The sequence below is a fragment of the Paenibacillus sp. MER TA 81-3 genome (genome assembly GCF_023713585.1).
GTDB classification, from domain to species: Bacteria; Bacillota; Bacilli; order Paenibacillales; family Paenibacillaceae; genus Paenibacillus_B; species Paenibacillus_B profundus.
In genome coordinates this window covers 26,640-50,571 of the sequence record NZ_JAMAWB010000007.1, presented here as the reverse complement: position 1 = coordinate 50,571, position 23,932 = coordinate 26,640, and the positions used below count along the sequence as shown (strand labels likewise).

The window sequence follows — 23,932 nt, the reverse complement described above, 5'->3', positions numbered from 1 at the left end:
TATGGAACCCTATCATGGAAACGAAAGGATGACAAGGAAAGGCGTGATCATTGTGCCTTCGGCAATGCCGTTGCAAGAGGCTTCGGATGCGAATATGGTCTGGTCCTCTGAAGGGAAAGAAAATGTAAAAAATTTAGAAAATATATTTTACCATTGTTCGGATATCGTGTTCTTTGCCTTTTCATTTCAGGGCGGACAACAAGCTTCTTTAATATATGTCGACGGTATGGTGGATAATTTACAGATTGACGAGCATGTCATCGAGCCGCTCGTTACTCGTTATGAGCAAGATTCGGAGGAGGACGGGGTCACGGTCGAGAGCGTCCGGCGAACGTTGACGGCGGTGAAGGTGAAGACCCATACGACTATGCAGGAAGTAGTCGAGCTGATGCTGTCTGGCATGACGATCCTCATTCCGCATCAGAGCGACACTGCTTTCTCAATCGAAGCGATCCAGTTCGACAAGCGCAGCGTGACAGAACCGGATGCGGAATCCGTCGTCCGGGGGCCGCGGGATGGCTTCGTCGAGACGATGCAGTCGAATACGAGTCTGCTGCGCCGCCGCATCCGTTCTCCGAAGCTTAAGATACAACCGATTAAACGAGGGAAACTGACCCATACAACGATCAACCTTGTATATATGGAAGGCTTGGCGAGCGAGCAATTGCTGGAAGAAGTAAAGCGGCGTCTGGATAACATCACGCTGGAGAGCATCTTGGACAGCGGGTATGTAGAACAATGTCTGGAGGACAATCCGTATTCTCCTTTCCCGCAGCTCCTGACGACCGAGCGTCCGGATGTTGCTTCGTCTCACTTGCTGGAAGGAAGAGTCGTCATTCTGGTGGATGGATCCCCGGTTGCGCTTATCGCTCCGGCCTTGTGGGTGTCCTTCCTGCAGTCCCCTGAGGATTATTACGAGCGCCACTTCTTTGGGACGATTGTCCGATGGTTGAGATACGCTAGTATATTTGTGGCTCTTCTCGGTCCTTCTATATATGTGGCTGTCATCTCCTACCATCAGGAAATGATTCCGACTGCTCTTATCCTGACGATGGCAAAGGCGCGAACCCAAGTGCCGTTTCCCGCATTGGTGGAAGCGCTGCTGATGGAATTGATGTTCGAAGCGCTGCGTGAGGCCGGGGCTAGACTGCCGAAGCAGGTCGGCTCTGCGGTAAGCATCGTGGGCGCGCTCGTGATTGGACAAGCCGCGATATCGGCCGGACTCGTATCCGCTCCGATGGTCATGGTCGTGGCGATTACGGGCGTCGCTTCCTTTATTGTGCCGCACTACAACCTGGGCATCTCCGTACGGCTTCTCCGGTTCCCGATTATACTGCTGTCGGGATTTCTCGGTCTCATCGGAACGATGATGGGCTTCATTTTGCTCGTGACGCATTTGCTGACGTTGAAATCGTTCGGCGTGCCTTACTTAACCGGCGTCGCTCCGTTTAGGTCTTCCATGATGAAGGACATCTTGATTCGGCAACCGGTATGGGTGGAGAACATGACCAAAGAAACCGATCAGATGCAAAACGCAGAGCAATCATCAGACAAAGCAAATCAAGGGAATGGATTGGGCTGAGCCTGTAATGGAGGGGGTTGCATGATGCGTAAAGCGATTCGTGTGCCGTGCCGGTGCATGATGTCATTCGGTATCGCGATGCTGCTGCTAACGACGCTTACCGGTTGCTGGGATCGCACCGAGCTGGAGCAGCTGTCTATTATTTTGGCTGCCGGTCTCGATTCGGACGGAAACGGAGGCGTGAAGATGACGCTCCAGGTGTTCGTGCCGAAGGAAGGCGGAGGTGGCGGGCAGCAGTCTGGCAGCGAGCCGAAAAAGGGCGGTGGAGGCGGGGGACAGACAACGGTTTTCTCTGCATCGGGGCCTACTTTGGGTCACGTGCTGTTCGAATTGCAAAATAAAATGCCGCGCTACATCTTTTGGGGACATGCGGAAGTGTACGTCGTTAGCAAAGACTTGGCATCCAAGGGGGTGTTGGAGCACTTCGATTTCTTCCAGCGATTCCAGAGTCCGCGCGAACGTGCGCTTATCTTCGTCGCCGACGGTCAGGCGAGCGAATTCCTCCAATCACTGCCGCAGCTGCAAAATACCGTGGCCGAGTTGTTCGAGGATTTGGGAAAGTCGCGTGCCGTTTGGAATATCAGCTTGCTGGAAATGGTCAAAATGCTGAGCGGGGATTCGGGAACGGCCTATGCGCCATTTGTCGAGTGGAGCAACAGCGAGCTTGGGGTCCAGGTCCCTTCCGTAAATCAGCTGGCCATCATTAAAAAAGACCGCTATATTGGCGGAATGACCGGAGACGATATGCTGGGGGTCATGATTCTGCGAGGTGAAAAACGGTTGTCTGTCTCGTATTGCGCGGAAGGAGAGACCGCACATGATTGTCTGACGCTGCGTCTCAGGGAGAACCGAATCGATATCGACCCGCAATGGGACGGGCGCAAGCTGACAATGCGCATCAAAATATTGCCATTTATGGACGCGATACAGAATAACAGCCAGTTCGACGTGTCAAATGCAGCAGAGGCGCATAAGGCACAGCTCAAGGCCAATCAGAAGATTAAGCGCATTATCGACCATTCTATCATGATTTCGCAGACACAATGGCAGGCGGATGTGTTCGGCTTCGCAAAATATGTCCACCGCAAATATGCAAAGGAGTGGAACCGGACGATTAAGCAGAATTGGGAGCGCATCTATAAGGATATGGATACGGAGATTACGGTAGAGTCGCTTATCATCCGCCCGGGCAGCATTAGGGAAAATTTGAAAAAGGTAGGTGAACGCTAAATGACGCACCCCTTTTTCGCAGCCATGTGCGTTCTGCTGCTCTTGAACGGCCTGTTCGAATGGACGAGACGGCGCAAGACGCCTATTCGGGAGCTGCGCGCCTTCTTCATCTTGTCCGCGCTGGGCTGGGTCGTTGTTTTGTATATGGGTATTTTTTACAAGGGCCCGACGCCGCGCGATTTAATCGATTTCTTTTTTATGCCGGTCTACTTGTGGCTGAATGGCTGAGGGAGGGAGATATGGAACAAGGTCGCATTACATGGCCGCAGCTTGGCATGTTGATGTATTTGATGGTGGGTGCAACTTCCGTGCTTATCGTTCCTTCGGTGACGGCTAAGTATGCTCATCAGGATTTGTGGATGACACCGTTCATCGGTTCAGTGGTTGGCTTTGTGGCGATCTATATGGCGCTCAGACTGTATCGGTATTATCCGAATCAGTCGATCATTCAGTACGGAGAGCATTTATTGGGCAAGTGGATCGGCGGGGCGGCCAACCTCGTATGGCTCTTCTTCCTCTGGCAGAATACAGGGGTCATTTTGCGGGAATATGGGGAATTTATCGTCGGCTCGGTCCTGCTGCGCACGCCGCAAAGCGTCGTGAGCATCTGCCTCATCTTCGTATGCGCCTTGGCCATTCGCGGGGGCATTGAGGTGCTCGGCAAGTTTGCTTTGCTGATTACCCCGCTCTTCTTGGGATTTGTCATCTTCATTCCGCTGCTGTTGACGCCGGAAATGGATGTCCTGCAAATTACTCCGGTGCTCGAGAACGGCTGGAAGCCGGTGCTGAAAGGCTCCATTCTGCCGATGGAGTGGTTCATGGAATATGTGCTCGTCAGCTTCATGCTCCCATATGCGACCGGTCAGCAGAGCCCATGGAGGTGGCTTAGCCTGCCGATTATTCTAATGCTCGGCACGATGGTATTGCTGAATTTGACATGCCTGTTCGTGTTCGGCGATTTGACTTCCATGTATACCTTTTCCGTATTCAATGCGGCAAAATATATCAGCTTGGGCAACATCATCGAACATATCGAAGCGATTGTAATGGTGCTGTGGATTATGGGCGGATTCGTGCAGATTAGCTCATGGTACTACATACTTGTCATCGGAACGGCCCAGTCCTTTCATATCCGTGATTACCGTCCGCTAGTGTTTCCCATTGGCATTCTTATCGTGGCGATGAGCTTGTGGATTGTGAATGATCTATCGGAGATGACGAAGCTATTCGCGACAAGCGGGGCGGTGTTTGCCGCTGCGGTACAGATTTGTTACCCGGCGATGCTTCTGTTGATCGCATGGTGGAAGCATAAGACCGGAGAATCGAAGTATCGAGAACGGCCCGATTCGCCCTCGGCAACATAGTGGACCATAATGGCAGCCATCCGTCCAGCGTTATTAAGAATGCGGTGATATGTCCGAGCGCACGCTTGTTACTTAAATTGGACGATACGATAGTGAGGTGAATTCTTGTGGAAAAGGGGCGTATTACATGGCCGCAGCTGTGCATGCTCATGTATTTGGCGGTAGGCTCTACGTCTGTATTGATCATTCCTGCCATTACCTCGAAATTTGCGGGGAATGATCTGTGGATCTCTCCCATCATCGGCTCCAGCACAGGGTTTCTCACGATGTTCCTGCTGCTTAAGCTTCATCATTATTATCCGGAGCAGACGATTATACAGTACGGAGAGCGGTTGCTTGGCAGATGGATAGGTGGAGCGGCCAATCTCGTATGGTTGTTTTTCCTCTGGCACTGCGCGGGGCTTATCGTGCGGGAATACGGGGAATTCATCGTCGGCTCGGTGCTGCTGCGGACTCCGGAATTCGTAGTGAGCATCTGTCTCACATTTGTGTGCGCTGTAGCGATTCGCGGAGGAATTGAAGTGCTTGGAAAGTTTTCTTTATTGATCGCTCCGCTGTTTGCGGGATTTATTTTTCTGACTCCGGTCCTGCTGCTCCCCGAACTCGACATTCACCATATTACACCGGTGCTTGAGAAAGGCTGGAAGCCGGTATTCGAGGGGGCGGTCACTCCGCTTGTCTGGTTTATGGAATTTGCGCTCATCGGTTTCGTCATTCCTTATGCGACCGGGAAGCGCAACAAGTGGAGATGGACTATTATTTCCATCGTGTTAATGCTTGTAACTATGCTCGTTACCAACCTGACATGCTTGTTTCTGTTCGGCAACTTGACGTCGTTATTCACCTTTCCGATCTTTGTGGCTTCCCGCTATATCAGTCTGGGTAATTTCTTCGAGCACGTGGAAGCGATTGTGATGGTACTGTGGGTCATGAGCGGGTTCGTCCAGATGGCAGTGTGGTACTATGCGCTCGTCATTGGAACGGCGCAGTGCTTCAAGCTGAGCGATTATCGCCCCCTCGTCTTCCCTATCGGGATTCTTATCATCGCGATGAGCTTCTGGATAGCGGACAGCATTCAAGAGATGAACGATCTGTTCATGACGAGCGAGCCGCTGTTCTCAGGAACGGTGCAGATTGTATATCCAGCACTGTTGTTGCTGCTTGCCTGGTGGAAGCATAAGCGGAACGGTGGCCAAGACGTCAAAGATAGATCGTCTGCTTAGCGCTGCGATTGGATGCCTCTTTGGGTCGCTTCCTGGAAGATGCGGATGAGCACGGGTTAACGGTGGAAGGTTGACCAATCAGATTTCGAGAATCGGATAGGGCATACTTTCCGTCGTGACATGTCGATAAGCCGCCTTTTCTGCGTAAATTTTCCTGCTGTACGCTATGTATGCGACCTCATACGAAACACAGTGACATTCTGATCAACAAGGCGATGCAATTGCTCGAAATACTCCGATTTTACGATCTAAAAAGCGAACACATATTATATTCAAGGCGTACGCTCTAATAACGACTGTTGCCATCCACCGTCTCATGTGGACTGCTACTGGTCTTATTCCGTTTCTATTCGACAAGAGTGTATGGGTGACTGTAGATGGTGTCCATGTTGAAGAAACCGCTTCGGGACAGGGGATTTATGAAGGTGGTACTTTTTTTGTCAGTGTGGCTTTTTTTGCAAAATACAATTTTACCGTCCTACTCCTATATGATGCTTGAACTGCTCGGAATAGGCTATGACCGCGTATCGATCATTACTGTCGTGCAGACGGTTGTCAGTATGTGCAGCCTCTATGTATGGGGGACTTTGAATGCGCGATACAGCAATAAATATTTGCTGCTGCGTGACGGAAGGCATCTTCATCCGCTTCCGGAACAGAAGAATGCAAGTACGTAGACGCACTTCGTTGACGAACGGCAAACGGCAAGTTGTATATACGATTCAAAACAGAAGACCTCTCCAGGACAATGAACGGGGGAATTTCCCTTGTCTTGATGAGAGGTCTTATTTATTTCCGAGTTGTGCTGGAACGGGACGGTCTATTGCAAACTGGCTGAATGCGTATCGGCGCGCCGGCTGAACGTCAGGGATACGGCTAGCAGCATCAACAAGGCAGCAAGACCATAAGCGGTATAGGCAACGGTAGTGATGTCCTGCTGCTTAATCGCAATGCCGATATAAGCCCATACAAAGACGAGCACGAACGCCGGATCGCGGTTCGGTCCGCCGACGACCCAAGCCAGCAGTGCGCCGACCGCCAGCATGAAGATAGTCCAGGCCTCCTCCTCGAAGCCGAAGCCGTTCCACTGCACATCATACAGGACGACTGCAGCATTGATAATCGTCGCTACACAGCTCCAGCCCATGTAGATGCTGAATGGCAGCCGCACCAGCCAGCGTTCCACCGTCGTGAATGCTCCCACTTTGCGCAGATTGTTATAAGTCAAAATTAAGCTCGTTAATAATCCAATCATGGCGATGAGAGACACCCATACTTGCGTGTACAAGTAATGCCACAACAGTATCCAGCCGATGTTGAACAGGCAGCTGAAAACAAATAAAGGGCCGATGGATCGTATGGCAGGCGTGACGTCCTTTCCGGGAAGCGCTTGATGAACAACGAATCCGGCAAGCAACAAATAAATCAATATCCACATGCTGAAGGTATAGCTTGCAGGTGTAAATAGCACGGGAAACATGGCGGAGATTTCTCCTGTCGTCTTACCGCCTAACGGCACGGTCTCGGCCAGAGTGTTCACAGCCAGGACGGCGGCAAAGGCGAGAATGTTAAGCCATTTGTAGTTAAAAGTGCGCATTTTAATCCCTCCTCGCAACTGCATATCTTCCCCTTCACCATCTCTTACTATTAACAGAATATAACCGAACCCGTCCAAAAATAACGGGTACACGGTCAATTCTTTCAATTTTGTCAGATAACTCAAAGCGGGAAGCGCTATAATAGAAATTGCGTATAGAAAAAAGATTGCATGAGGTATATTACACATTATGGATAGGAAAAAGAGTCTGAGCATGAAATGGACACGTAAATTTCGTCTTACGATGATTCAAATGTTGCGTTCCAAGCAAGGGGCGTCAAAAATAGCATTAGGAATCGTATTTGGATTTTTCCCTTGTTGGTTTCCGACATTCGGGATCGGTCCCGCCATGTCGATCGGTTTGACGAAGCTGGTGCGAGGCAGTGTTACTGGGGCTTTGTTGGCGGCGGGAGTCGGCTCCTTCGCTTGGCCACTCTTGTTCTACTTGAATTACGCTGTAGGTTCTTTGTGGACGAGTCAGGGCGTCAATGTGGAGGTTCCGGATGTGCGTCCGGGTGAAGGCATGTATCAGGAGGCGGCCGAATCCGTACATTCTTGGCAGCAAATGGGTATGGATTTTGTCATCGGCGCTGTCTTGAACAGTATTGTGTTTACGGCTGTCGGTTATTTTATTGTCCGTTATTTGGTGCATCGCTATCGTCATCGATTTCTATGGCTTGTCCGCTCGCGCAAGCTGAAGCATGCGTAAACGTTAGCCAACTTCAAGAAGGCACTGCGTCTCTACTTCCCAAGAGAAACGCAGTGCCTTTTGTATGGAACGGAGTGTCTGTTTAACTTGTTGTGATAGGATTGCACAGGCATTTTTCTTCTGCATTATAGCTCGGATTGCCGCTTTCGATAGGCATTCGGCGATACGCCCATCACTTTTTTGAACACTTTGCTGAAATATTTCTCATCCTGATAGCCGACCATTTCGGCGACATGCACGATCCGAAGGTGCGGGTTCAACAGCAGCATTTTCGCCTTCTCTATTCGAATTTGCGTTACATAATCCGATAGGTTGATGCCAAACTGCTGCTTGAATTTGCGCGAAATATATTCGCGGCTCACATAGAAGCGCCCAGCCATATCCTGCAGAGACAGTTCCTCATGATAATGCTGTTCGATATATTTGGCGATGTCAAAAATAATGTGCTGCTCCTGTCCTTGATGGCTGAGCAGGGCCGCAGACAGCTCCGTCAACGCTGTCTGCCAGGCGTCTTCCCATACGTCCCACTGCAACTCCTCCGTGCAATCGATTTCGGTCAACGAATCATGCTGCGTCAGCTGCGCGATAATCTGATCCGCGGCATCGGGGGCCACCTCTTGCGCAATGCGCATACGGAGCGCTCCCCATTCCTTCAACCAAGCTTGCAGCATATGCGGCGTTACCGCTTGCAGGGAACGCGCGGCATCCACCCAGCGGCGGACGGCGCTCTTCAATTGCTCGGCATGGCCGCTCTGTACGGCCAGCTTCCATGCCTCGTCATAAGACGAGAGCCGCACGGCTTTGCTCGCAGCGGAAGCGCCAGCTTCTTCCGGCGCAGCGAGTGCCCGCGCAGCATGAATATGTGAGCCGCGTTCGAGCAGGTTGCGCTGCGCCAGAGCGGCCTTGGCTCTGGCATAAGCGTCCTGCATTCCGGCTGGAAAGGCCACCTTCTCGCTTACGCCGAAATGCAGGTTGCGCTGCATCGTCTGCTGCAAGCCTTCGTTCACCTGCTGCAGCACCGCTTCAAGCTCGTCCGCCTGCTTCCACATGACGAGCACCAGCTCGTTCGGTGCACTGGCATAGCGGAAGGCGGCGCCACGCGATTGCGCACCACCATTCACGATCTCGTTGGCGATATTGAGCAGGGAGTAATACAGCAGCTGGCGGTTATCGCCGAATTTATGGCGAAACGTCGGATGGTATACATTAATCACCGCAACAGTGATCCGCACTTCATCTATGCCAGCCGGCAAGCCGAACTCCAATTCAAGCCGGCGCATATTGGCCTCATAGACGGAAGGATCATCGAGCAGGCTCGACCACAGCTTCTCCGACAGGAGAGGCTTGAATTCATTCACCTGCATTCGCTGCTGGTGACGCGCAACCCGCTCTTTCTCGTCCTGAAGCCAGGCGGCGACCGCTTTGGCTACAGCTGCATTGATTATTTCGGGATCGATCGGCTTCAATATATAGTCCATTCCTCCGTGCTGCATCGTGTGCCGCACCAGCGCAAAATCATCATGCCCGCTTATCGCAATTAGCTTGCTTGTAGGGGAATGTTGGCTAATCCACTCCATTAAGGCGCTGCCGCTCATATTGGGCATCATCATGTCTGTCATGACGATTTGCGGCTTATGAGCAGAGAGCAGCTCCACGGCCTGTTGCCCGTCGGCTGCTTCATAAATATGGTCGATGCCGTGCGCATCCCATTCCACAAGCAGCCTGATGGCGTCACGGACATGCTTCTCGTCATCAACGATCAATGCCTTCATTGTTATCACGCTCCACCTTCATTTGTATGACGATGCGGGTGCCTTGCGGCTCCACAGCTTCCACATGCATGTTGGCATTTCCGCCGCTGAACAGCGTGAGCCGGGTGAGCACATTCACAAGTCCGATTCCGGAGGAGGCTTCCCCTGTCACGAAATCGTTGCGCGACAACACGTGTGTCGTCGAGACACCGGGCTGTTCAGGGTATAGTTCCCGCAGCTTCTCGTTGAGCTTAATCCGGTGCTGAAGCGGCATGCCGCGTCCGTTATCCTCCACGGTGATTTCGATAAGCCCGTCCGGTTCATCGATAAAGCGGCTGCGAACAATGAGCTTCCCGCTTGTCAATCCGCGGTCGAGCCCATGCTTGAAATAATTCTCGACGAGCGGCTGCAGAGTCATCTTGGGCACGAGAACGTTCAAGGTAGCCGCTTCATTCTCGTAGGCGGCATCGAAGGTGTTCTCGAACCGTTGCGCCTGCAGCTGCAAGTAAGCCCTCACATGCTCGATTTCCTCGTGCAGGGTGGCGGTGCTCTGATCGGTATACATGCTGTAGCGCATCATCTTCGCCAGTGCTGTCACCAGCTTGTAGATGTGAGGCGCGTTCAACTGCAGCGCCTGTGTGCCAATCGATTGCAGCGCATTGTTCATAAAATGCGGGTTAATCTGCGCCTGCAGCGCCTTGAGCTGGTTCGTCTTATTCGCAATCTCAAGCTGATATTCGCGCAGTATGAGATTGTTAATCATGTCCATCATATTGCGGAACCGCTTCGAGACGACGCCGATTTCGTCATTGCTGACCGGCTGGATGTCCACACGCAAGTTCCCGGTCTGAACCTGATTGATGTAGCGGACAAGCTGGCTAATCGGCTTCGTAATCCGCAGTGAGACGATGATGGTGGCCGCGATAATGACGACGAGCGAGAGGGCGATGAGCATCATATTAATGACCGCGGCGCGGTTAGCCTCCCGCAGCAGATACGATTTCGGTATCTGCTTGACCAGCGTCCAGTTGGCGATCGGTGTATCAATGCGTTCATGTATGAAAATAGCGTCATCTTTTTCAAAATTCCCGTTTCCATTGCTCTGAAAATGGGAAGAAGTATACCAGCTTTCATGGAGACGCTGTCCGATGAGCCTGCGATCATCGGAATAGAACACGTCTCCGTCATCATTTAGCAAATAAATGTGCTCTTTGTCCCGTTGGTACAACTGATCGATAATTGCGGCGAGCGCATCGAGCTTCACATCGATGGACAAGAGCCCGATCTCTTCTTTGGACGGGACGCGGTAAATTTTTCGATGCAAAGAAAACACCTGCACGCTCGGGAAATAATAGGGCGAGGTGGCGAAGCCATAAGTCTGGCTCAAATGTGTCGGCTGCATGCCGATGCCGTCGCCGTCGCGCGCATATTCCAGCGCCGAACTGTTCGGCTCCTCGTCATGCAAGCGGCGGGGCACGTTCTGAATGACGAGCGTGGCGCGCTTGACCTCGTTGCGGTACAAGTACACCTGCCAGATGTCGCGCATGGAAGCCGCAATATTTTGCAAGGTGATATACGAATAGGATTCGAACGTGTAATCGTCGTATCCCCGGCTTAATTGGCGAAAAAATTCAAAATCGGTATAGACCGTCAGCGAAGCGCGATTTATATTTTCGAGGAAGTTCGCAAGATTGGTCTTACCTTGGAAAATCAACTGATGATTTTCTTGTATAGCCCGCTTTTTCAGTGAATCCGTCGTGTAGCTGTAGGAAATGACCATCGTCGCTACTGTAGGGACGATCGTTGCAATCAGCATAAATGTAATGAGCTTAGTCCGAATACTATTCCATCGCATAACAACGTCGCCTCCGGTTCAAAGTGTACCTTTTTCCTCAGGGTCAGGTCAATATATTCCACCTTTTCGTTCACCAGCATCAGTGGCAACCGCTTTCATAAAACCCCATACTGAATGTACAAACACTTACTTTACACGCAAAGGGGAGAGTCGGATGTCGCGCAAAGCATGGTCACAAGTCGGACAGCAGCTCTTTTTCATCGGCCCGGCGACATTCTTTTTTACACTAATTGTCGTCATTCCGTTCCTGCTTGGCATGTACTATTCCTTCACCGATTGGAATGGGGTATCGGGTACAGTTGCTTGGGTCGGATTGGATAACTTTACACAAATTTTTGCAAAAGACTCGGATTTTTTTCCGGCCTTCTGGTTTACGACCAAATTTACGATTGTAGGCGTCGTGCTGACGAACCTGCTCGGCTTCGGCCTCGCATATGTGCTCACGAAGCCGCTCAAGCTGCGCAACGCGCTGCGGACTATATTTTTTATGCCGAACGTAATCGGCGGTCTCTTGCTCGGGTTCATCTGGCAGTTCATCTTCGTCAAAGGCTTCTCGGCCATCGGCGATGCAACGGGAATTGGGTTCTTCAACCTTCCATGGCTCGGTGATGAGATTACCGCCTTCTGGGGCATCATCATCGTGTTCGTCTGGCAGACGGCCGGCTACCTGATGGTTATTTACATCGCCGCGATGACGAACGTGCCGAAGGATGTTATGGAGGCCGCGGAGATCGATGGCGCGACCCGTGGGCAGGTGCTGCGCCACGTTATCGTTCCGCTCATCATGCCGGCAGTGACGGTATGTTTATTCTTGGCTATTTCGTGGTCCTTTAAAATGTTCGACCTGAACTTGTCGCTCACGAAAGGCGGGCCGTTCAAATCAACGGAATCAGTTGCGTTGAACATTTACTTAGAAGCTTTCCAAAATAACCGCTACGGTCTCGGCACGGCGAAAGCGTTCTTGTTCTTCATTATCGTCGCTGTCATTACGCTTATCCAAGTGCGCATCACGAAGAGCAAGGAGGTGGAGGTGTAATGGAATCAGGAAAAAAATACGGCGGCCGCACGTTTGTTACGGAAGTTGTCATGATTATCGTCGGATTAGTCTTTCTCGTTCCGTTCTACTTCCTGCTTGTGAACTCGGTGAAGTCGTTCGGCGATCTGCTGTCGAACGCCGCCAGCTGGCCGGCTGCGTTCGAATGGAGCAACTACCAGCGGGCGTGGGAGATTACGAAGTTCCCGCAGGCGTTCTCGAATTCGTTTATCATTACGGCTGCAAGTATTTTGCTAATTGCGCTCTTGAGTGCGATGGCCGCTTACCGTATGGTTCGTCACAACAGTCGATTTAATAAGGCGCTGTTCATGATTTTTGTCGCCGCCATGGTCATTCCGTTTCAATCGATTATGATTCCGCTTGTGAAAGTTACGGGAATGATTCACTTGACAGACAGCATTGGCGGAATTATTATTTGTTACCTTGGCTTTGGCGCTCCGCTCTCAATCTTCCTCTTCCATGGATTTGTGAAATCTGTGCCGGTAGAAATTGAGGAAGCGGCGGTAGTGGACGGATGCTCGCCGTACGCTGTATTCTGGCGCGTCGTGTTTCCGCTTTTGAAGCCTATGTTCGTCACGGTCGTCATCCTGAACAGCTTATGGATTTGGAACGACTATCTGCTGCCGTCCTTGATGCTGCAAAGCGCAGAGCATCGCACGATTCCGCTCGCGACATACGCATTCTTCGGACAATATACGAAGCAATGGGACTTGGCGTTGCCAGCGCTCGTGCTTGGGATTGCTCCGATCGTCGCCTTCTTCCTCGCGATGCAGAAATATATTATCGAAGGGATTACGGCAGGCTCTGTGAAAGGATAATAAGATGTACACACTCGAACAGGTGGCTGCAGAGGTCAATGAATTCCACCTGTTCGGTCAATTCTTTCGGTGTAAACGTTTGCACGAAGGAAGCTATACTGAGCTTGTAACACAAAAGAAGACAGGAAATGTTCAAAGAAAGAATGCAGCGTTCCGAAAATAATATCAGAATCTGAAGATTAGCATGTCAACAATGAAGCAACATCGTTACGTACACAGATAGGGAGGTCTTTCGAATGAAACGAATGGCAAAATGGTCAATGCTTATGCTGTTGGCAGTATCCGTCATGCTGGCGGGCTGCGGATCCAAGGAAAGCAGCTCTAGTGATGCAACAGGTTCGGCAGACGGTGATAAAGGAAAACAGGAAGTCAAAACAGTTAAAATATTTCAGTTCAAAGTTGAAATCGCAGAGGCGCTCAACCGCTTGAAGACGGAATTTGAGAAAGAGCATCCGAATATTAAGCTGGACATTCAGACTGTCGGCGGCGGTGCCGATTATGGCGCAGCGCTGAAAGCTAAATTCGCGGCCAATGACGCGCCGGACATTTTCAATAACGGCGGTTTCCAAGAGATGGAGACGTGGATGGAGCACTTGGAAGACATGTCGGGCGAGGCGTGGGTCAAGGATGTCATTCCGCTCGCGAAAGAACCGATGACGAAGGACGGAAAGCTGTACGGCATGCCGATGAACCTGGAAGGCTATGGCTTCATTTATAATAAAGATTTATTCCAAAAAGCTGGAATTACGGAGATGCCAAAGACGTTGTCGCAGCTGGATGCAGCAGCGAAGAAGCTGCAGGACGCTGGCATCACACCGTTCGCGAACGGGTATCAGGAATGGTGGATTCTAGGTATTCACACCTTGAACGTGGCTTTTGCGCAACAACAACCGGATCCGAATGCCTTCATCCAGGGCTTGAATGATGGAAGCGCGAAGTTCAAAGGGAATGCAGAATTTGAAAATTGGGTGAAAATGCTTGATTTGACCGCTAAATACGGTAACAAAAATCCGCTCACGACAGACTATAATACGCAAGTTACACTGTTCGCAAAAGGCGAAACGGCGATGATGCAGCAAGGCAACTGGACGCAGGTGCAAATCGATGGCATTAATCCTGACTTGAATTTGGGTGTGCTGCCAATGCCGATTGATGAGGATGCCGCGAAGAACGACAAGCTTTTGGTGGGCGTTCCGAACAACTGGGTCGTGAACAAAAATTCGAAGGTGAAAGAGGAAGCGAAGACATTCCTGAATTGGATGGTCACTTCCGACATCGGTAAGGAATATATTGCGAAGCAGTTCAAATTCATTCCGGCGATGACGACGATTACGGCGACAGCAGACGATCTCGGCGATATTGCGGCTGATGTGATGAAGTACAGCCAAGAGAACAAGGTGCTTAGCTGGAACTGGTTCAAATATCCGGACGGCGCCACGCAAGAGTTCGGTAATGCCATCCAGGCTTACATCGCAGGCAAGTCGGACAATGGCAAGATGCTGGACGACTTCCAAAAAGCTTGGGACAATTTGAAAAAATAACTTTTTTTAATGCATGTGGCCTCTACGTTGCGTAGGGGCCACTGTTCGATCATGGCGCTGACAGTCCAGCGCGTAGGCTGCGGATTGGCGCTTCCTAATGTGTGGCAAACGTTTATACTAGGGGTGAAGGAGATGATGATGCATGGCGAAGATTCTGTATATATTTCCTCACCCCGACGATGAATCGTTCGGTCCGGCAGGCCCGATTCATGCCCAGCGCCAAGCGGGGCATGAAGTGTATTTGCTCACCTTGACGAAGGGTGGCGCCACCTCGCAGCGCCACAAGCTCGGCCTCACCATCGAAGAGATGGGCGAGGTCCGCTACCGGGAGATGCTCGAGGTGGCGAAGACGCTCGACTTGACGGAGATGACGGTGCTCGACCTGCCCGACAGCGGGCTGCAGGACATCGATCCTCGCATCGTCGAGCGCGCGGCGGCTGACGCCATTCGTCGCCTCCAGCCGGACGTCGTGGTCACCTACGCCGTTCATGGCATAAGCGGCTTCCACGATCATCTCGTCACGCATGCGGCCGTGAAGCGCGTCTTCCTGGAGCTGCGCGACGAAGGGGTGGCGCCGCTGAAGCGCCTCGCACTCCTCGCGATGCCCGATCCGGGCGGAGCGAGCATGAACGCGGACGGCACGTTCCGCTTCAAGCTGTCGGCGCCCGAGCGTATCGATGTCGTGCAGAAGCTCAGCGCCGCCGATATCGACGCGATGGAGCGCGCTCTGGCCTGCTATAAGACGTATCAGTCCACGATAGCAGGCACACGTGTCGTTGAGCGCATTGGCGACACCGTCTATTTCGAACTGTTCGGCGAAGATTTCAATCCGCCGCTGGGCTCGCTTACGGAATATTTTAAATGAGCCATCTATACAGTCCACATACCGATTGAACGGCTAAGCGGTATATGGACTGTATTTTGTATCGTGGATCTGGCTATATTCATCGCTTGCTGTGGAATAAGTGTGGATGAGCCGACTAAATCCGTAGCCTGGTCAATCGGTGTGGACCTGAATGATGCGGATTCCCGCTTCTGTTTGCGCATCTCATTGCGCATCTCATTGCGTATCTCATTGCGTATCTCCAAACTAGCATTCGTGGTTCCTCAACCCTGTTCGATTCCCCCTTTTGTTCACTCTCCCCATGATTCAGATTGCGCAATGAATGGCATTCAGAATGGCAGCCCCTTTCCTCTTCGAATGAGAATAGATTGTCGGGTACTCAGCAAATGGTCCTTATGTCCATTCTCCCAAATCGTCAGGAGGGAGGATGACGAGGGGGACGAGCTCCCTGCCGATTCGTATATACCATGCCAGGCAGAGGTCGCTCCTAATGACAGATAACTAGAGTCGTCATTGGTGTGCGGCCCCCTGAAGGATGGGGAGAATGAAGCAAAGGGGCGGATGAAGTGGAGCACTGTACGTCTGAAGCGTGATTGCACGAACAGAATATTTCGTTCATGAAGAAGAGTCAATGTATTCAATATGGTTAATGATTAAGGTGGCTAATCCTAGGATATCTAACACGCAATGAATTCCATTTATTTCAATATAAGCTTGGCCCGATCCGGTATCTAATCTACCAGAATACTCCTTCCTATCCTGGATTACGACGAATTAAGGTTGCGTGGACAGCAGAACGATATGCCGGCTGTCTTTTTGTTCGTGTTCAGTTTGGGATTCACTATGAATTCTTGTATCATAAATAAAACGGAATTCATAAATCCATATTGCCATCTTCACAGCAAGGAGATACTAGATGAATATATTGATTGCGGATGACGAGCCGCATATGTTGAACATTATAAAAGCATATTTCGACCGGGAAGGCTTCCGGACTTATATTGCCGCAGACGGCGAGGCCGCGTTGAACGTGTTCTACAGCGAAGCTATCGATTTGGCTGTTCTCGATTGGATGATGCCGAAGGTGAGCGGCATTGACGTATGCAGGGAGATGAAGCAGCGCAGCGGCGCGAAGGTGTTGCTGCTTACAGCCAAGGGTGAGGCGGAGGATGAGCTTAAAGCGCTGCAGTCCGGGGCGGACGACTATGTGCGCAAGCCGTTCGATCCGCGCATTCTGATGCTGCGGGCCAAAAAGCTGCTTCAGGTCGAAGACGGCGTCCGCTTAGGCAATCTGACCGTAGACATGCAGGGCTACAAAATATATAAGGACGGAACGGACATTCAGGCGACGAACAAGGAGTTCCTGCTTTTGAAGACGTTTATCGAGCATAAAGGCCGTATTTTAACGCGGCAAACCTTACTCGATCAAGTATGGGGCTTCGATTACTTCGGCGATGACCGTACGGTCGACACCCACATACGCAGGCTGCGCGAGAAGATAGGAGAGCATTTCATCAAGACGCATCGTGGAGTGGGATACAGTCTCGAGGTGCCCAAGGAGACGATGGAAGACGATGAATAAGCTGAGCCGCAAGCTATTTGTCCGCTTTTCGCTCATCGTCGGCCTGGTGGTGCTGCTGACCTATCTGGCCAATACGTTTTTGCTGCCCCAATATTATTTGCATCAGAAGAAGGCCAACCTAGCTGAGCTGACGGCGATGCTCGATAAGATGGAAGGGAATGAACTGCAGGCAGACATCAAACGATTGGAGCAATCTTATGGCGTCACGATCGTTCATGCCCCGTTCATGATGCATATTGATGAGCTGAATGAAAATGTAAAGCTTGCGCTCGGCCGCAAAGGCATTACGCTTAGCAAGTTCTGGATTACGGATGACAATGTGGCGAAGCTAGCGCAGCAAGAAACGGTTCACAAAATATACAGTCAAGCGAAGCTGAAATCGAGCTTTCTCGTCACGTTCATGAATAAGGAGAACGAGCTGTACGCGATAGGGGAGTCGGTCGCCCATTCCGATGAGACGCTTCAGATCGTCAATCGGTTCGCCTTGTTCATCTCTGCCGGGGCGTTGCTCGTGACCTTGCTGTTGTCAGCCTGGTCGGCAAGGCGGATTCTTCAGCCACTTGCCGAGCTGAAGGAGACGGCCGAGGATATTGCCGAGTTATCGTTCCGCAAGGCTGATATCCAGACCGGTGACGAGATTGAATCGTTAGCGGCAAGTGTCAATGCGATGAGCGACAAGCTGGAGCGGGCGCATCGGGAGCTGCACAGCCGCAATGAGAATCTGCGCGGCTTCATCTCCGACATCTCGCATGAGCTCAAAACACCGCTCGCGCTAATCAAGGCATATGCGGCAGGCATAAAGGATGGTTTAGACGATGGAACCTACACCACGGTAATCGAGAATCAGGCTGACGATATGACACGGCTCGTGGAGCGCTTGTTAGAGCTGTCCAGACTTCAAGCCGAGACCTATCAAATGACTTCATTTGATTTTATGGAGCTGTTGGCAGAGACGGTAGGCAAATACCGTGCAGCCATGACGCAGCAAGGCTTGACGGTTGCAGTAGACGACGGCGGCATACGCCAGATGCGCGTCATAGCCGATCGCGCCAAAATAGAGATCGTGCTGAACAACTTGATTACGAATGCGATCAAATATGCTTCAGGCACGGATATTCACATTACGGTGCGGCTGCAGGACTCACGCTTCACATTCAGTATCCAAAACAGCACCGGCGAGTGGAGCGAAGCCGAGCTGGAGCGAATCTGGGAGCCATTCAGCGTGGCGGAACGATCACGCAGCAAGCAGCTGAGCGGAACCGGACTCGGCCTATCGCTCGTCAGAACCATTATGCAGAAGCACGATGCGCCATACGGTGTCCGCGCTTCGGAAGGCATGATTGAATTTTATTTTACTCTTCCTGTCACATTGGCGTAACAGAGAACGGCTATGATGATGCATGCATTCAATATCAGTACAGGAGGCATGCACACATGAGAAAAACATTACTATCCATATTGGCGGCCGTCATGGCTTTGAGTATGTTCACCGGCTGCAGCGGACAGGAAGCCGTTAAGGCAGAGGCGGCTTCGCAGGTTGCCAAGACGGTCAAGGCGCCTTACAGCGACTTTACGTATGAGGTGGACCCGGCAACGTTCGACATCGCGATCGACAGAGACGGAGTGAAGGAGCATGCGTCTGTGCCCATGAAGCGGCGCAACTTCACCGAATTGAAGAAAGAAGCCGATCGCATGGAATGGACGTATCCCGAAGAACAGGTGAAGGTAATCATCGAAAAAAAGGAGGACTATCTCAACATTCGCATTCAATCGATTGGTGCGGAACAATTCGCATGGCCAACCGTACAGGCGGACAGCTATATGCTCCCGATGTGGGAAGGCAAACGAATTCCGAGCAGCGACCCGAATTGGAAGCAATTTTTGCAGGATGAGACGTTCACGTGGAGCGAGTCGTTCTCGATGAACTTTATGGCCATGAATATGAAGCATTACGCGCTCCTCTATATAGTCGAGAATCCGTTCAACAACGAGGTCTCGTTCGACACAGAATCGAACATTGGCATGACGTTCTCCCATGAGTTCCCTTCCATTAATCCGAAAAAGGAATATGGGTTCAGGCTCTATGTGACGAACAATGATCCTGTCGCTATAGCGAGGCTGTACCGGGGGTATGTGCAGGAGAAGCAGGGCTTCAAGACGCTGGCCGAGAAGGCGCAGGACAATCCAGAAATCAAGAAGCTGTACGGGGCGCCGCATATTTATATGTGGAACAATCAGTTGCTGACGGATAGCAACATTCGTTGGCAAGCGATGAAAAAGAAGCTGAATGACCCGATCTGGACGTGGATTGCGGAGCTCGCGGATCGTTACACCGAGGATGGCGCGCAGGAGTTGAACAATGTGCTGCAAGAGGTGAAGAAGGAGCCGCTGAACGCCTATCACAAGCGTGTCATCGTGAAGGCGCTGAATCAGGTGATGAAGCTGGAGCAGCTGTACCGTCCCGACCGGTTTCAGTCGGCAGATGCTGCGTTGCTCAAGACAATTGCCGATGGCGTGGACAAGCTGAGTGAGCAGAAGCTGTATGCGTTCAACAAGAACCTGCTGAAGAGCGCATTCCAGGATGCGGTCGACGATCCTTCGGCGTGGGGGCGTGACCATTCGACGGAGCTGGTGGAGGACATGCATCAAGCGGGAATTGCGAAGACGTGGATTGGCCTGCCGAACTGGGCAGATGGGCTAATGAATCCGGCTTTTGTCGAGAAGGCTGCCAAGCTAGGTTACTTGATTGGACCGTACGATTCCTATCACTCCATTCAGAAACAGGAAAATAAAGATTGGAATACGGCTTATTTTTCAGATAACTCACTCTATGAACAAGCGACCATCGCGAACAAGAAAGGCAAAAAAATCGGCGGCTTCCTTAATCGGGGGCGCAAGCTGAATCCTACCTTATCACTTCCAAGCGTGAAGCAGCGCGTGGATAGTATTTTGCAGGACGGCATCATGTATAACTCTTGGTTTATCGATTGTGACGCGACAGGGGAAATATATGACGACTATTCACCGGGGCATGTGACGACGCAGGAGCAGGATATGGATGCGCGTCTCGAACGGATGGATTATATCGCGAAGGAGAAGCATATGGTCATCGGCTCAGAAGGCGGGAATGACTTTGCAAGCAGGGTTATCGCTTTTGCCCATGGCTTGGAGACGCCGGTCATTAAGTGGAGCGACAAGGATATGCGGGAAGACAAGAACAGCCCATATTATGTAGGCGCATATTGGTCAGCACAGGGCGGCATTCCTGAACGGTATGCGAAGCAGGTTCCGATCAAGGAGCTGTATCAACATATTTATGTTGACCCGGCGTATACATTGCCGCTGTTCAAGCTAGTCTACAACGATTCGGTAATAACGACCCATCATTGGGAGTGGGGCAGTCTCAAAATTAAGGACGAGGCCGCCGAACGCATGCTGTATGAGTTGCTGTACAACGTGCCTCCGCTCTATCATCTCGATAAGGAAGAATGGGAGAGCCATAAAAAGATGATCACAGATTACTTGGCGGTATGGTCGCCCTTCCATGCCAAGGCTGTGACGAAGGAGATGACAGCGTTCCAGGTGCTGTCCCCAGATCGGTTGGTGCAGTCCGCAGAGTACGGCTCCGATCTGAAAGTGGTCGCCAATTTCTCGGACAAGGATGCAGTATACGGAAACGACACCGTCAAGGCGAAGTCCGCCGTCATTTATGAAGGAGATAAGAAAACTGTGTTCAACGCCGCCTCAGCTGTACGTCAACGATGATGCCACAACGATAATATACGGGCTGTCTCATTCGTCTTTCAAGACGGTGAGACGGCTTTTTTCTATTTCGATAATGCAGTACCGCATGTGTGACTGGGAAAAGCCCACAACAGCCGAGGAAATATTACACGCGGCCGAGGAACTGTGAGTGCAGGAGGAACGGGAGTTTGCCTATATCGCGATGGGATTACTCGAAGACGGAGTGAAGTTTTTCGATTTATCACATATACATCGAATAGGGCGCTTTATCGTGGCGAATTCGTGGTGGGACACCGTAGACGGATTGGCGACGGAAGAGTAAGCGCGAAAAAAAGGGTTGACGATAACCGTCCCCGTTTCTACAATACCTATTAAACAAGTAGGAATTATAAGACAAACATGCGGAGGGGCATAACCATGAAGGAACAATCTTGGATTACTCTGCAGGACTGGAACGTCTATGCGAGTTGGGGAGCTGCATTGCTGCTCGTTATCGTACTCTGGTGGCTCGCTAAACAGAAAGTCGGCTTCGGACTTCGAGTGCTGCTGGCAATGGCATTCGGTTTGACGCTTGGAGCCATATTCGGACCTGCTTCTGTGGACATCAGCATTTTGGGATCAATCTATGTCAGCCTCATTAAAATGGTCGTTATGCCGCTCGTCTTTGCGACCATTATTACGAGCATCACCTCAGTCAAAGACCCGAACGTGCTGAAGAAGCTCGGAACGAAGACCATTGCGCTCTTTCTTATTACGACCGCGATAGCCGCCGTCATTGGCCTCGGCACGGCGTTGGTCATCGACCCGGGCTCTGGCATCGCGCAAAGTACGGAAGCGGCGCAAAACTTTGAACAACGCGAAATTCCGACATTCAAGCAAGTGCTGCTCGACTTGGTTCCGTCCAATCCGGTGAATGAGATGGCTCAGGGAAAAGTAGTTCCGGTTATCATTTTCGCTGCCTTTATTGCAGTTGCGATTACGTTAGAAGGGCTGCGCAATCCGGATAGGGTACAGCCGGTGAGAGCCTTCTTCCAATCCTTTTCACATATTATGTTCCGTGTCACGAAGTTTGTTATTAAGCTTACCCCATATGGAGTACTCGGATTAATGACGGCGATGTCAGCCAAGTATGGATTATCGACGCTGAAAGAATTGGCTTGGTTCATTATCGCGGTGTATGTCGCGTGCTTGATTCATATGATCGTGACGTTCGGATCGCTGGTCACCTTCGGTGCCCGCGTCAACCCGATTCGCTTCTTCAAGAAGGCTTATCCGACGATGGCGGTCGCCTTTACGACCCGCAGCAGCTATGCGACGCTGCCAGTGAATTTGGAAGTCATAACGAAGCGGATGAAGGTGTCCGAACGAATTGCGAGCTTCGTTGCTCCGCTCGGTGCCACGATTAACATGAATGGCTGCGGGGGCATTTATCCAGCGATTGTGGCCGTGTTCATCGCCCGCGTGTATGGCATCGACTTGAACATTGCCGATTACTTGCTCATCATCGGTGCAGCGACAATCGCTTCTGTCGGCGTTGCGGGCGTACCTGGCCCGGCTTCGATCTCGACGACGGTCGTCTTAGTTCAAGCGGGACTTCCGCTAGAGGGGTTTGCGCTCGTGCTTGGTGTAGACGCCATTGTCGATATGGCGCGCACGGCAGTGAACGCGACTGGAACGACGGTAGCTTCTCTGTTGGTCGGAAAGAGCGAAGGAGAGTTCGACCGTGAAGCATTCAACCGTGATGAGGACGATGATATCGAATATGGCCATGACACTTCGGCCGATACAGGTGCCGTTACGGTATAATGACGATGGAAATACACCTCCCTAAATCGCAGGCAACGATTTAGAGGAGGTGTATTTTGTATGGAGCAATTGTTCCTGCTGCTGGATTCGGCATCTACTTTTGGCGGAGCTGAGATTGCGATACAGTTGCTCATGAGCTCGCCTCCCTTTGATAGAATCTATTACAAGATATGCAGTATTGTTGCTTTATCATTGCTGTGCGCCTATTCGTAATAGACTATGAATTACGATATAATAGACTCTCAGTCTATCAATATGAGACTGGGAGAGGGGAATATGACATGAGCCAGAACGGAATGGCGGCCAAGTGTATCATCTTTGCTATGGGCACGGCGATACTGCTCAGTGGCTGTCAGGCGGCTGACAACAAAGCTGCGGAAGGAACTTCTGCACAATCCGGACAAGAACAGGTTAATCCGGCACTGACGCCGTCACAAAATAAGGAACAAGGCAATGAAAATGATACCGATTCCGGAGAAAACGCTTCGAACGAAACGGAGCAGGATGCGGTGGCCCAGATGAAATCCAAGTATGCGCTAGCGGCTACGACGGAAGAGACGGATGGGAAAGCGGTCGTTACGAACGCGGACTCCACTATGGTCGTGGTGAACAAACAACGCTATTTGCCAGATGGATACGAGCCATCTGATTTGGTTGAACCGAATGTGAAGTTCTCTTTTGCGGAGGCGCATGAGAAGCGGCATCTCCGCAAGGAAGCAGCCGATGCATTAGAGTCGTTATTTGCCCAGGCGGAACAGGACGGCATTACGCTCAATGCGGTATCCGGTTATCGTTCCTATAAGCGGCAGAAGTCGCTTTTTAATCACTATGTGGACACGCAGGGTGAAGAATACGCCTCTCGTGTAAGTGCCATTCCGGGAACGAGCGAGCATCAGACGGGGTTGGCGATTGACGTGTCCAGTCCAAGCGTAAATAACGTATTGGAAGAAGAGTTCGGTGATTCGACAGAAGGGAAGTGGCTCGCCGAGCATGCGCATGAATTCGGATTTATTATTCGTTATCCGAAGGATGGGGAGGGCATCACCGGTTACGTGTACGAGCCTTGGCACATCCGCTATGTAGGCAAGGACGCTGCAGAAGAGGTTTATAAGCAGGGAACGACGCTGGAGCAGTTTTTGCAATAATTTTTCGGTTATATTCATTTCTATAATATGAGAGCCCGAAGCTTAGCGGACAAAGCTAGCTCCGGGCTCTTCTGTTATGAATCGGGC

The 23,932-nt window shown here is 51.2% G+C and carries 22 protein-coding genes; 18 read left to right on the top strand and 4 right to left on the bottom strand.

Annotated elements, in window-relative coordinates; all coding sequences use genetic code 11:
• The first annotated feature begins 28 nt into the window (after positions 1-28).
• From M3650_RS11345 to M3650_RS11320, 6 genes are all read left to right on the top strand, one after another.
• Complete coding sequence (locus tag M3650_RS11345; protein WP_251574754.1) at positions 29-1,582, top strand: spore germination protein; 1,554 nt, start codon at positions 29-31, stop codon at positions 1,580-1,582.
• Positions 1,583-1,606: 24 nt separating this feature from the next.
• Entirely contained in the window at positions 1,607-2,812 is a 1,206-nt protein-coding gene (locus M3650_RS11340) for a Ger(x)C family spore germination protein (protein WP_251574752.1), read from the top strand.
• On the top strand, positions 2,813-3,040 hold the full coding sequence (locus M3650_RS11335) for a hypothetical protein (RefSeq protein WP_251574749.1): 228 nt from the start codon (positions 2,813-2,815) through the stop codon (positions 3,038-3,040). It begins immediately after the preceding gene.
• Positions 3,041-3,051: 11 nt separating this feature from the next.
• Positions 3,052-4,176: a GerAB/ArcD/ProY family transporter gene (locus M3650_RS11330; protein WP_251574747.1), complete on the top strand. Its 1,125-nt coding sequence runs from the start codon at positions 3,052-3,054 to the stop codon at positions 4,174-4,176.
• Positions 4,177-4,283: 107 nt separating this feature from the next.
• The gene (locus tag M3650_RS11325; RefSeq protein WP_251574746.1) at positions 4,284-5,399 is read left to right on the top strand and encodes a GerAB/ArcD/ProY family transporter; all 1,116 of its coding nucleotides are present in this window, start codon (positions 4,284-4,286) and stop codon (positions 5,397-5,399) included.
• Positions 5,400-5,836: 437 nt separating this feature from the next.
• Positions 5,837-6,076 (top strand): hypothetical protein, encoded by a 240-nt coding sequence (locus tag M3650_RS11320; protein ID WP_251574745.1) that lies wholly within the window; start codon positions 5,837-5,839, stop codon positions 6,074-6,076.
• A gap of 143 nt (positions 6,077-6,219) precedes the next feature.
• Here M3650_RS11320 and M3650_RS11315 read toward each other — a convergent pair whose 3' ends face one another.
• A complete protein-coding gene (locus M3650_RS11315; RefSeq protein WP_251574744.1) occupies positions 6,220-6,996 on the bottom strand; it encodes a tryptophan-rich sensory protein in 777 nt (258 codons plus the stop codon).
• A gap of 190 nt (positions 6,997-7,186) precedes the next feature.
• Here M3650_RS11315 and M3650_RS11310 point away from each other — a divergent pair, with 190 nt between their 5' ends.
• Positions 7,187-7,705: a DUF2062 domain-containing protein gene (locus M3650_RS11310; protein ID WP_311295074.1), complete on the top strand. Its 519-nt coding sequence runs from the start codon at positions 7,187-7,189 to the stop codon at positions 7,703-7,705.
• 125 nt (positions 7,706-7,830) lie between these two features.
• Here the strand turns inward: M3650_RS11310 and M3650_RS11305 are convergent, their stop codons facing one another.
• Positions 7,831-9,477, bottom strand: coding sequence for a response regulator transcription factor (locus tag M3650_RS11305; protein ID WP_251574741.1), 1,647 nt, complete (start codon positions 9,475-9,477; stop codon positions 7,831-7,833).
• Positions 9,458-11,311 carry a cache domain-containing sensor histidine kinase gene (locus M3650_RS11300; protein ID WP_251574739.1) on the bottom strand — a complete coding sequence of 618 codons (1,854 nt, stop codon included), beginning with the start codon at positions 11,309-11,311 and terminating at the stop codon, positions 9,458-9,460. The genes M3650_RS11305 and M3650_RS11300 overlap by 20 nt, the downstream gene beginning before the upstream one ends.
• A 154-nt stretch (positions 11,312-11,465) precedes the next feature.
• Here M3650_RS11300 and M3650_RS11295 point away from each other — a divergent pair, with 154 nt between their 5' ends.
• The 4 genes from M3650_RS11295 (at position 11,466) to M3650_RS11280 (ending at position 15,589) form a co-directional block, all read left to right on the top strand.
• Positions 11,466-12,347 (top strand): carbohydrate ABC transporter permease, encoded by an 882-nt coding sequence (locus tag M3650_RS11295; protein ID WP_233695804.1) that lies wholly within the window; start codon positions 11,466-11,468, stop codon positions 12,345-12,347.
• Positions 12,347-13,183: a carbohydrate ABC transporter permease gene (locus tag M3650_RS11290; protein WP_251574733.1), complete on the top strand. Its 837-nt coding sequence runs from the start codon at positions 12,347-12,349 to the stop codon at positions 13,181-13,183. Before M3650_RS11295 ends, M3650_RS11290 begins: the two co-directional genes overlap by 1 nt.
• Before the next feature lie 236 nt (positions 13,184-13,419).
• Positions 13,420-14,724, top strand: a complete 1,305-nt coding sequence (locus M3650_RS11285; RefSeq protein ID WP_251574732.1) for an ABC transporter substrate-binding protein — start codon at positions 13,420-13,422, stop codon at positions 14,722-14,724.
• 142 nt (positions 14,725-14,866) lie between these two features.
• The gene (locus tag M3650_RS11280) at positions 14,867-15,589 is read left to right on the top strand and encodes a PIG-L deacetylase family protein (RefSeq protein WP_251574729.1); all 723 of its coding nucleotides are present in this window, start codon (positions 14,867-14,869) and stop codon (positions 15,587-15,589) included.
• Between the two features lie 5 nt (positions 15,590-15,594).
• On the opposite strand, the gene M3650_RS11275 is transcribed toward M3650_RS11280, so the two are convergent.
• On the bottom strand, positions 15,595-15,813 hold the full coding sequence (locus tag M3650_RS11275; protein WP_251574728.1) for a hypothetical protein: 219 nt from the start codon (positions 15,811-15,813) through the stop codon (positions 15,595-15,597).
• A 671-nt stretch (positions 15,814-16,484) separates the two neighbouring features.
• On the opposite strand from M3650_RS11275, the gene M3650_RS11270 reads away from it, so the two are divergent.
• From M3650_RS11270 to M3650_RS11240, 7 genes are all read left to right on the top strand, one after another.
• A complete protein-coding gene (locus tag M3650_RS11270) occupies positions 16,485-17,150 on the top strand; it encodes a response regulator transcription factor (protein WP_251574727.1) in 666 nt (221 codons plus the stop codon).
• The gene (locus tag M3650_RS11265; protein ID WP_251574726.1) at positions 17,143-18,528 is read left to right on the top strand and encodes a sensor histidine kinase; all 1,386 of its coding nucleotides are present in this window, start codon (positions 17,143-17,145) and stop codon (positions 18,526-18,528) included. Before M3650_RS11270 ends, M3650_RS11265 begins: the two co-directional genes overlap by 8 nt.
• Before the next feature lie 56 nt (positions 18,529-18,584).
• A complete protein-coding gene (locus M3650_RS11260; protein ID WP_251574725.1) occupies positions 18,585-20,915 on the top strand; it encodes a glycoside hydrolase in 2,331 nt (776 codons plus the stop codon).
• A 148-nt stretch (positions 20,916-21,063) separates the two neighbouring features.
• Positions 21,064-21,216 (top strand): DNA alkylation repair protein, encoded by a 153-nt coding sequence (locus tag M3650_RS11255; RefSeq protein WP_251574723.1) that lies wholly within the window; start codon positions 21,064-21,066, stop codon positions 21,214-21,216.
• Positions 21,217-21,311: 95 nt separating this feature from the next.
• A complete protein-coding gene (locus M3650_RS11250; RefSeq protein ID WP_251574722.1) occupies positions 21,312-22,700 on the top strand; it encodes a dicarboxylate/amino acid:cation symporter in 1,389 nt (462 codons plus the stop codon).
• A gap of 60 nt (positions 22,701-22,760) precedes the next feature.
• Entirely contained in the window at positions 22,761-22,913 is a 153-nt protein-coding gene (locus tag M3650_RS11245) for a hypothetical protein (RefSeq protein WP_251574720.1), read from the top strand.
• Positions 22,914-22,981: 68 nt separating this feature from the next.
• Positions 22,982-23,845 carry a M15 family metallopeptidase gene (locus M3650_RS11240; protein ID WP_251574719.1) on the top strand — a complete coding sequence of 288 codons (864 nt, stop codon included), beginning with the start codon at positions 22,982-22,984 and terminating at the stop codon, positions 23,843-23,845.
• Positions 23,846-23,932: the final 87 nt, after the last annotated feature.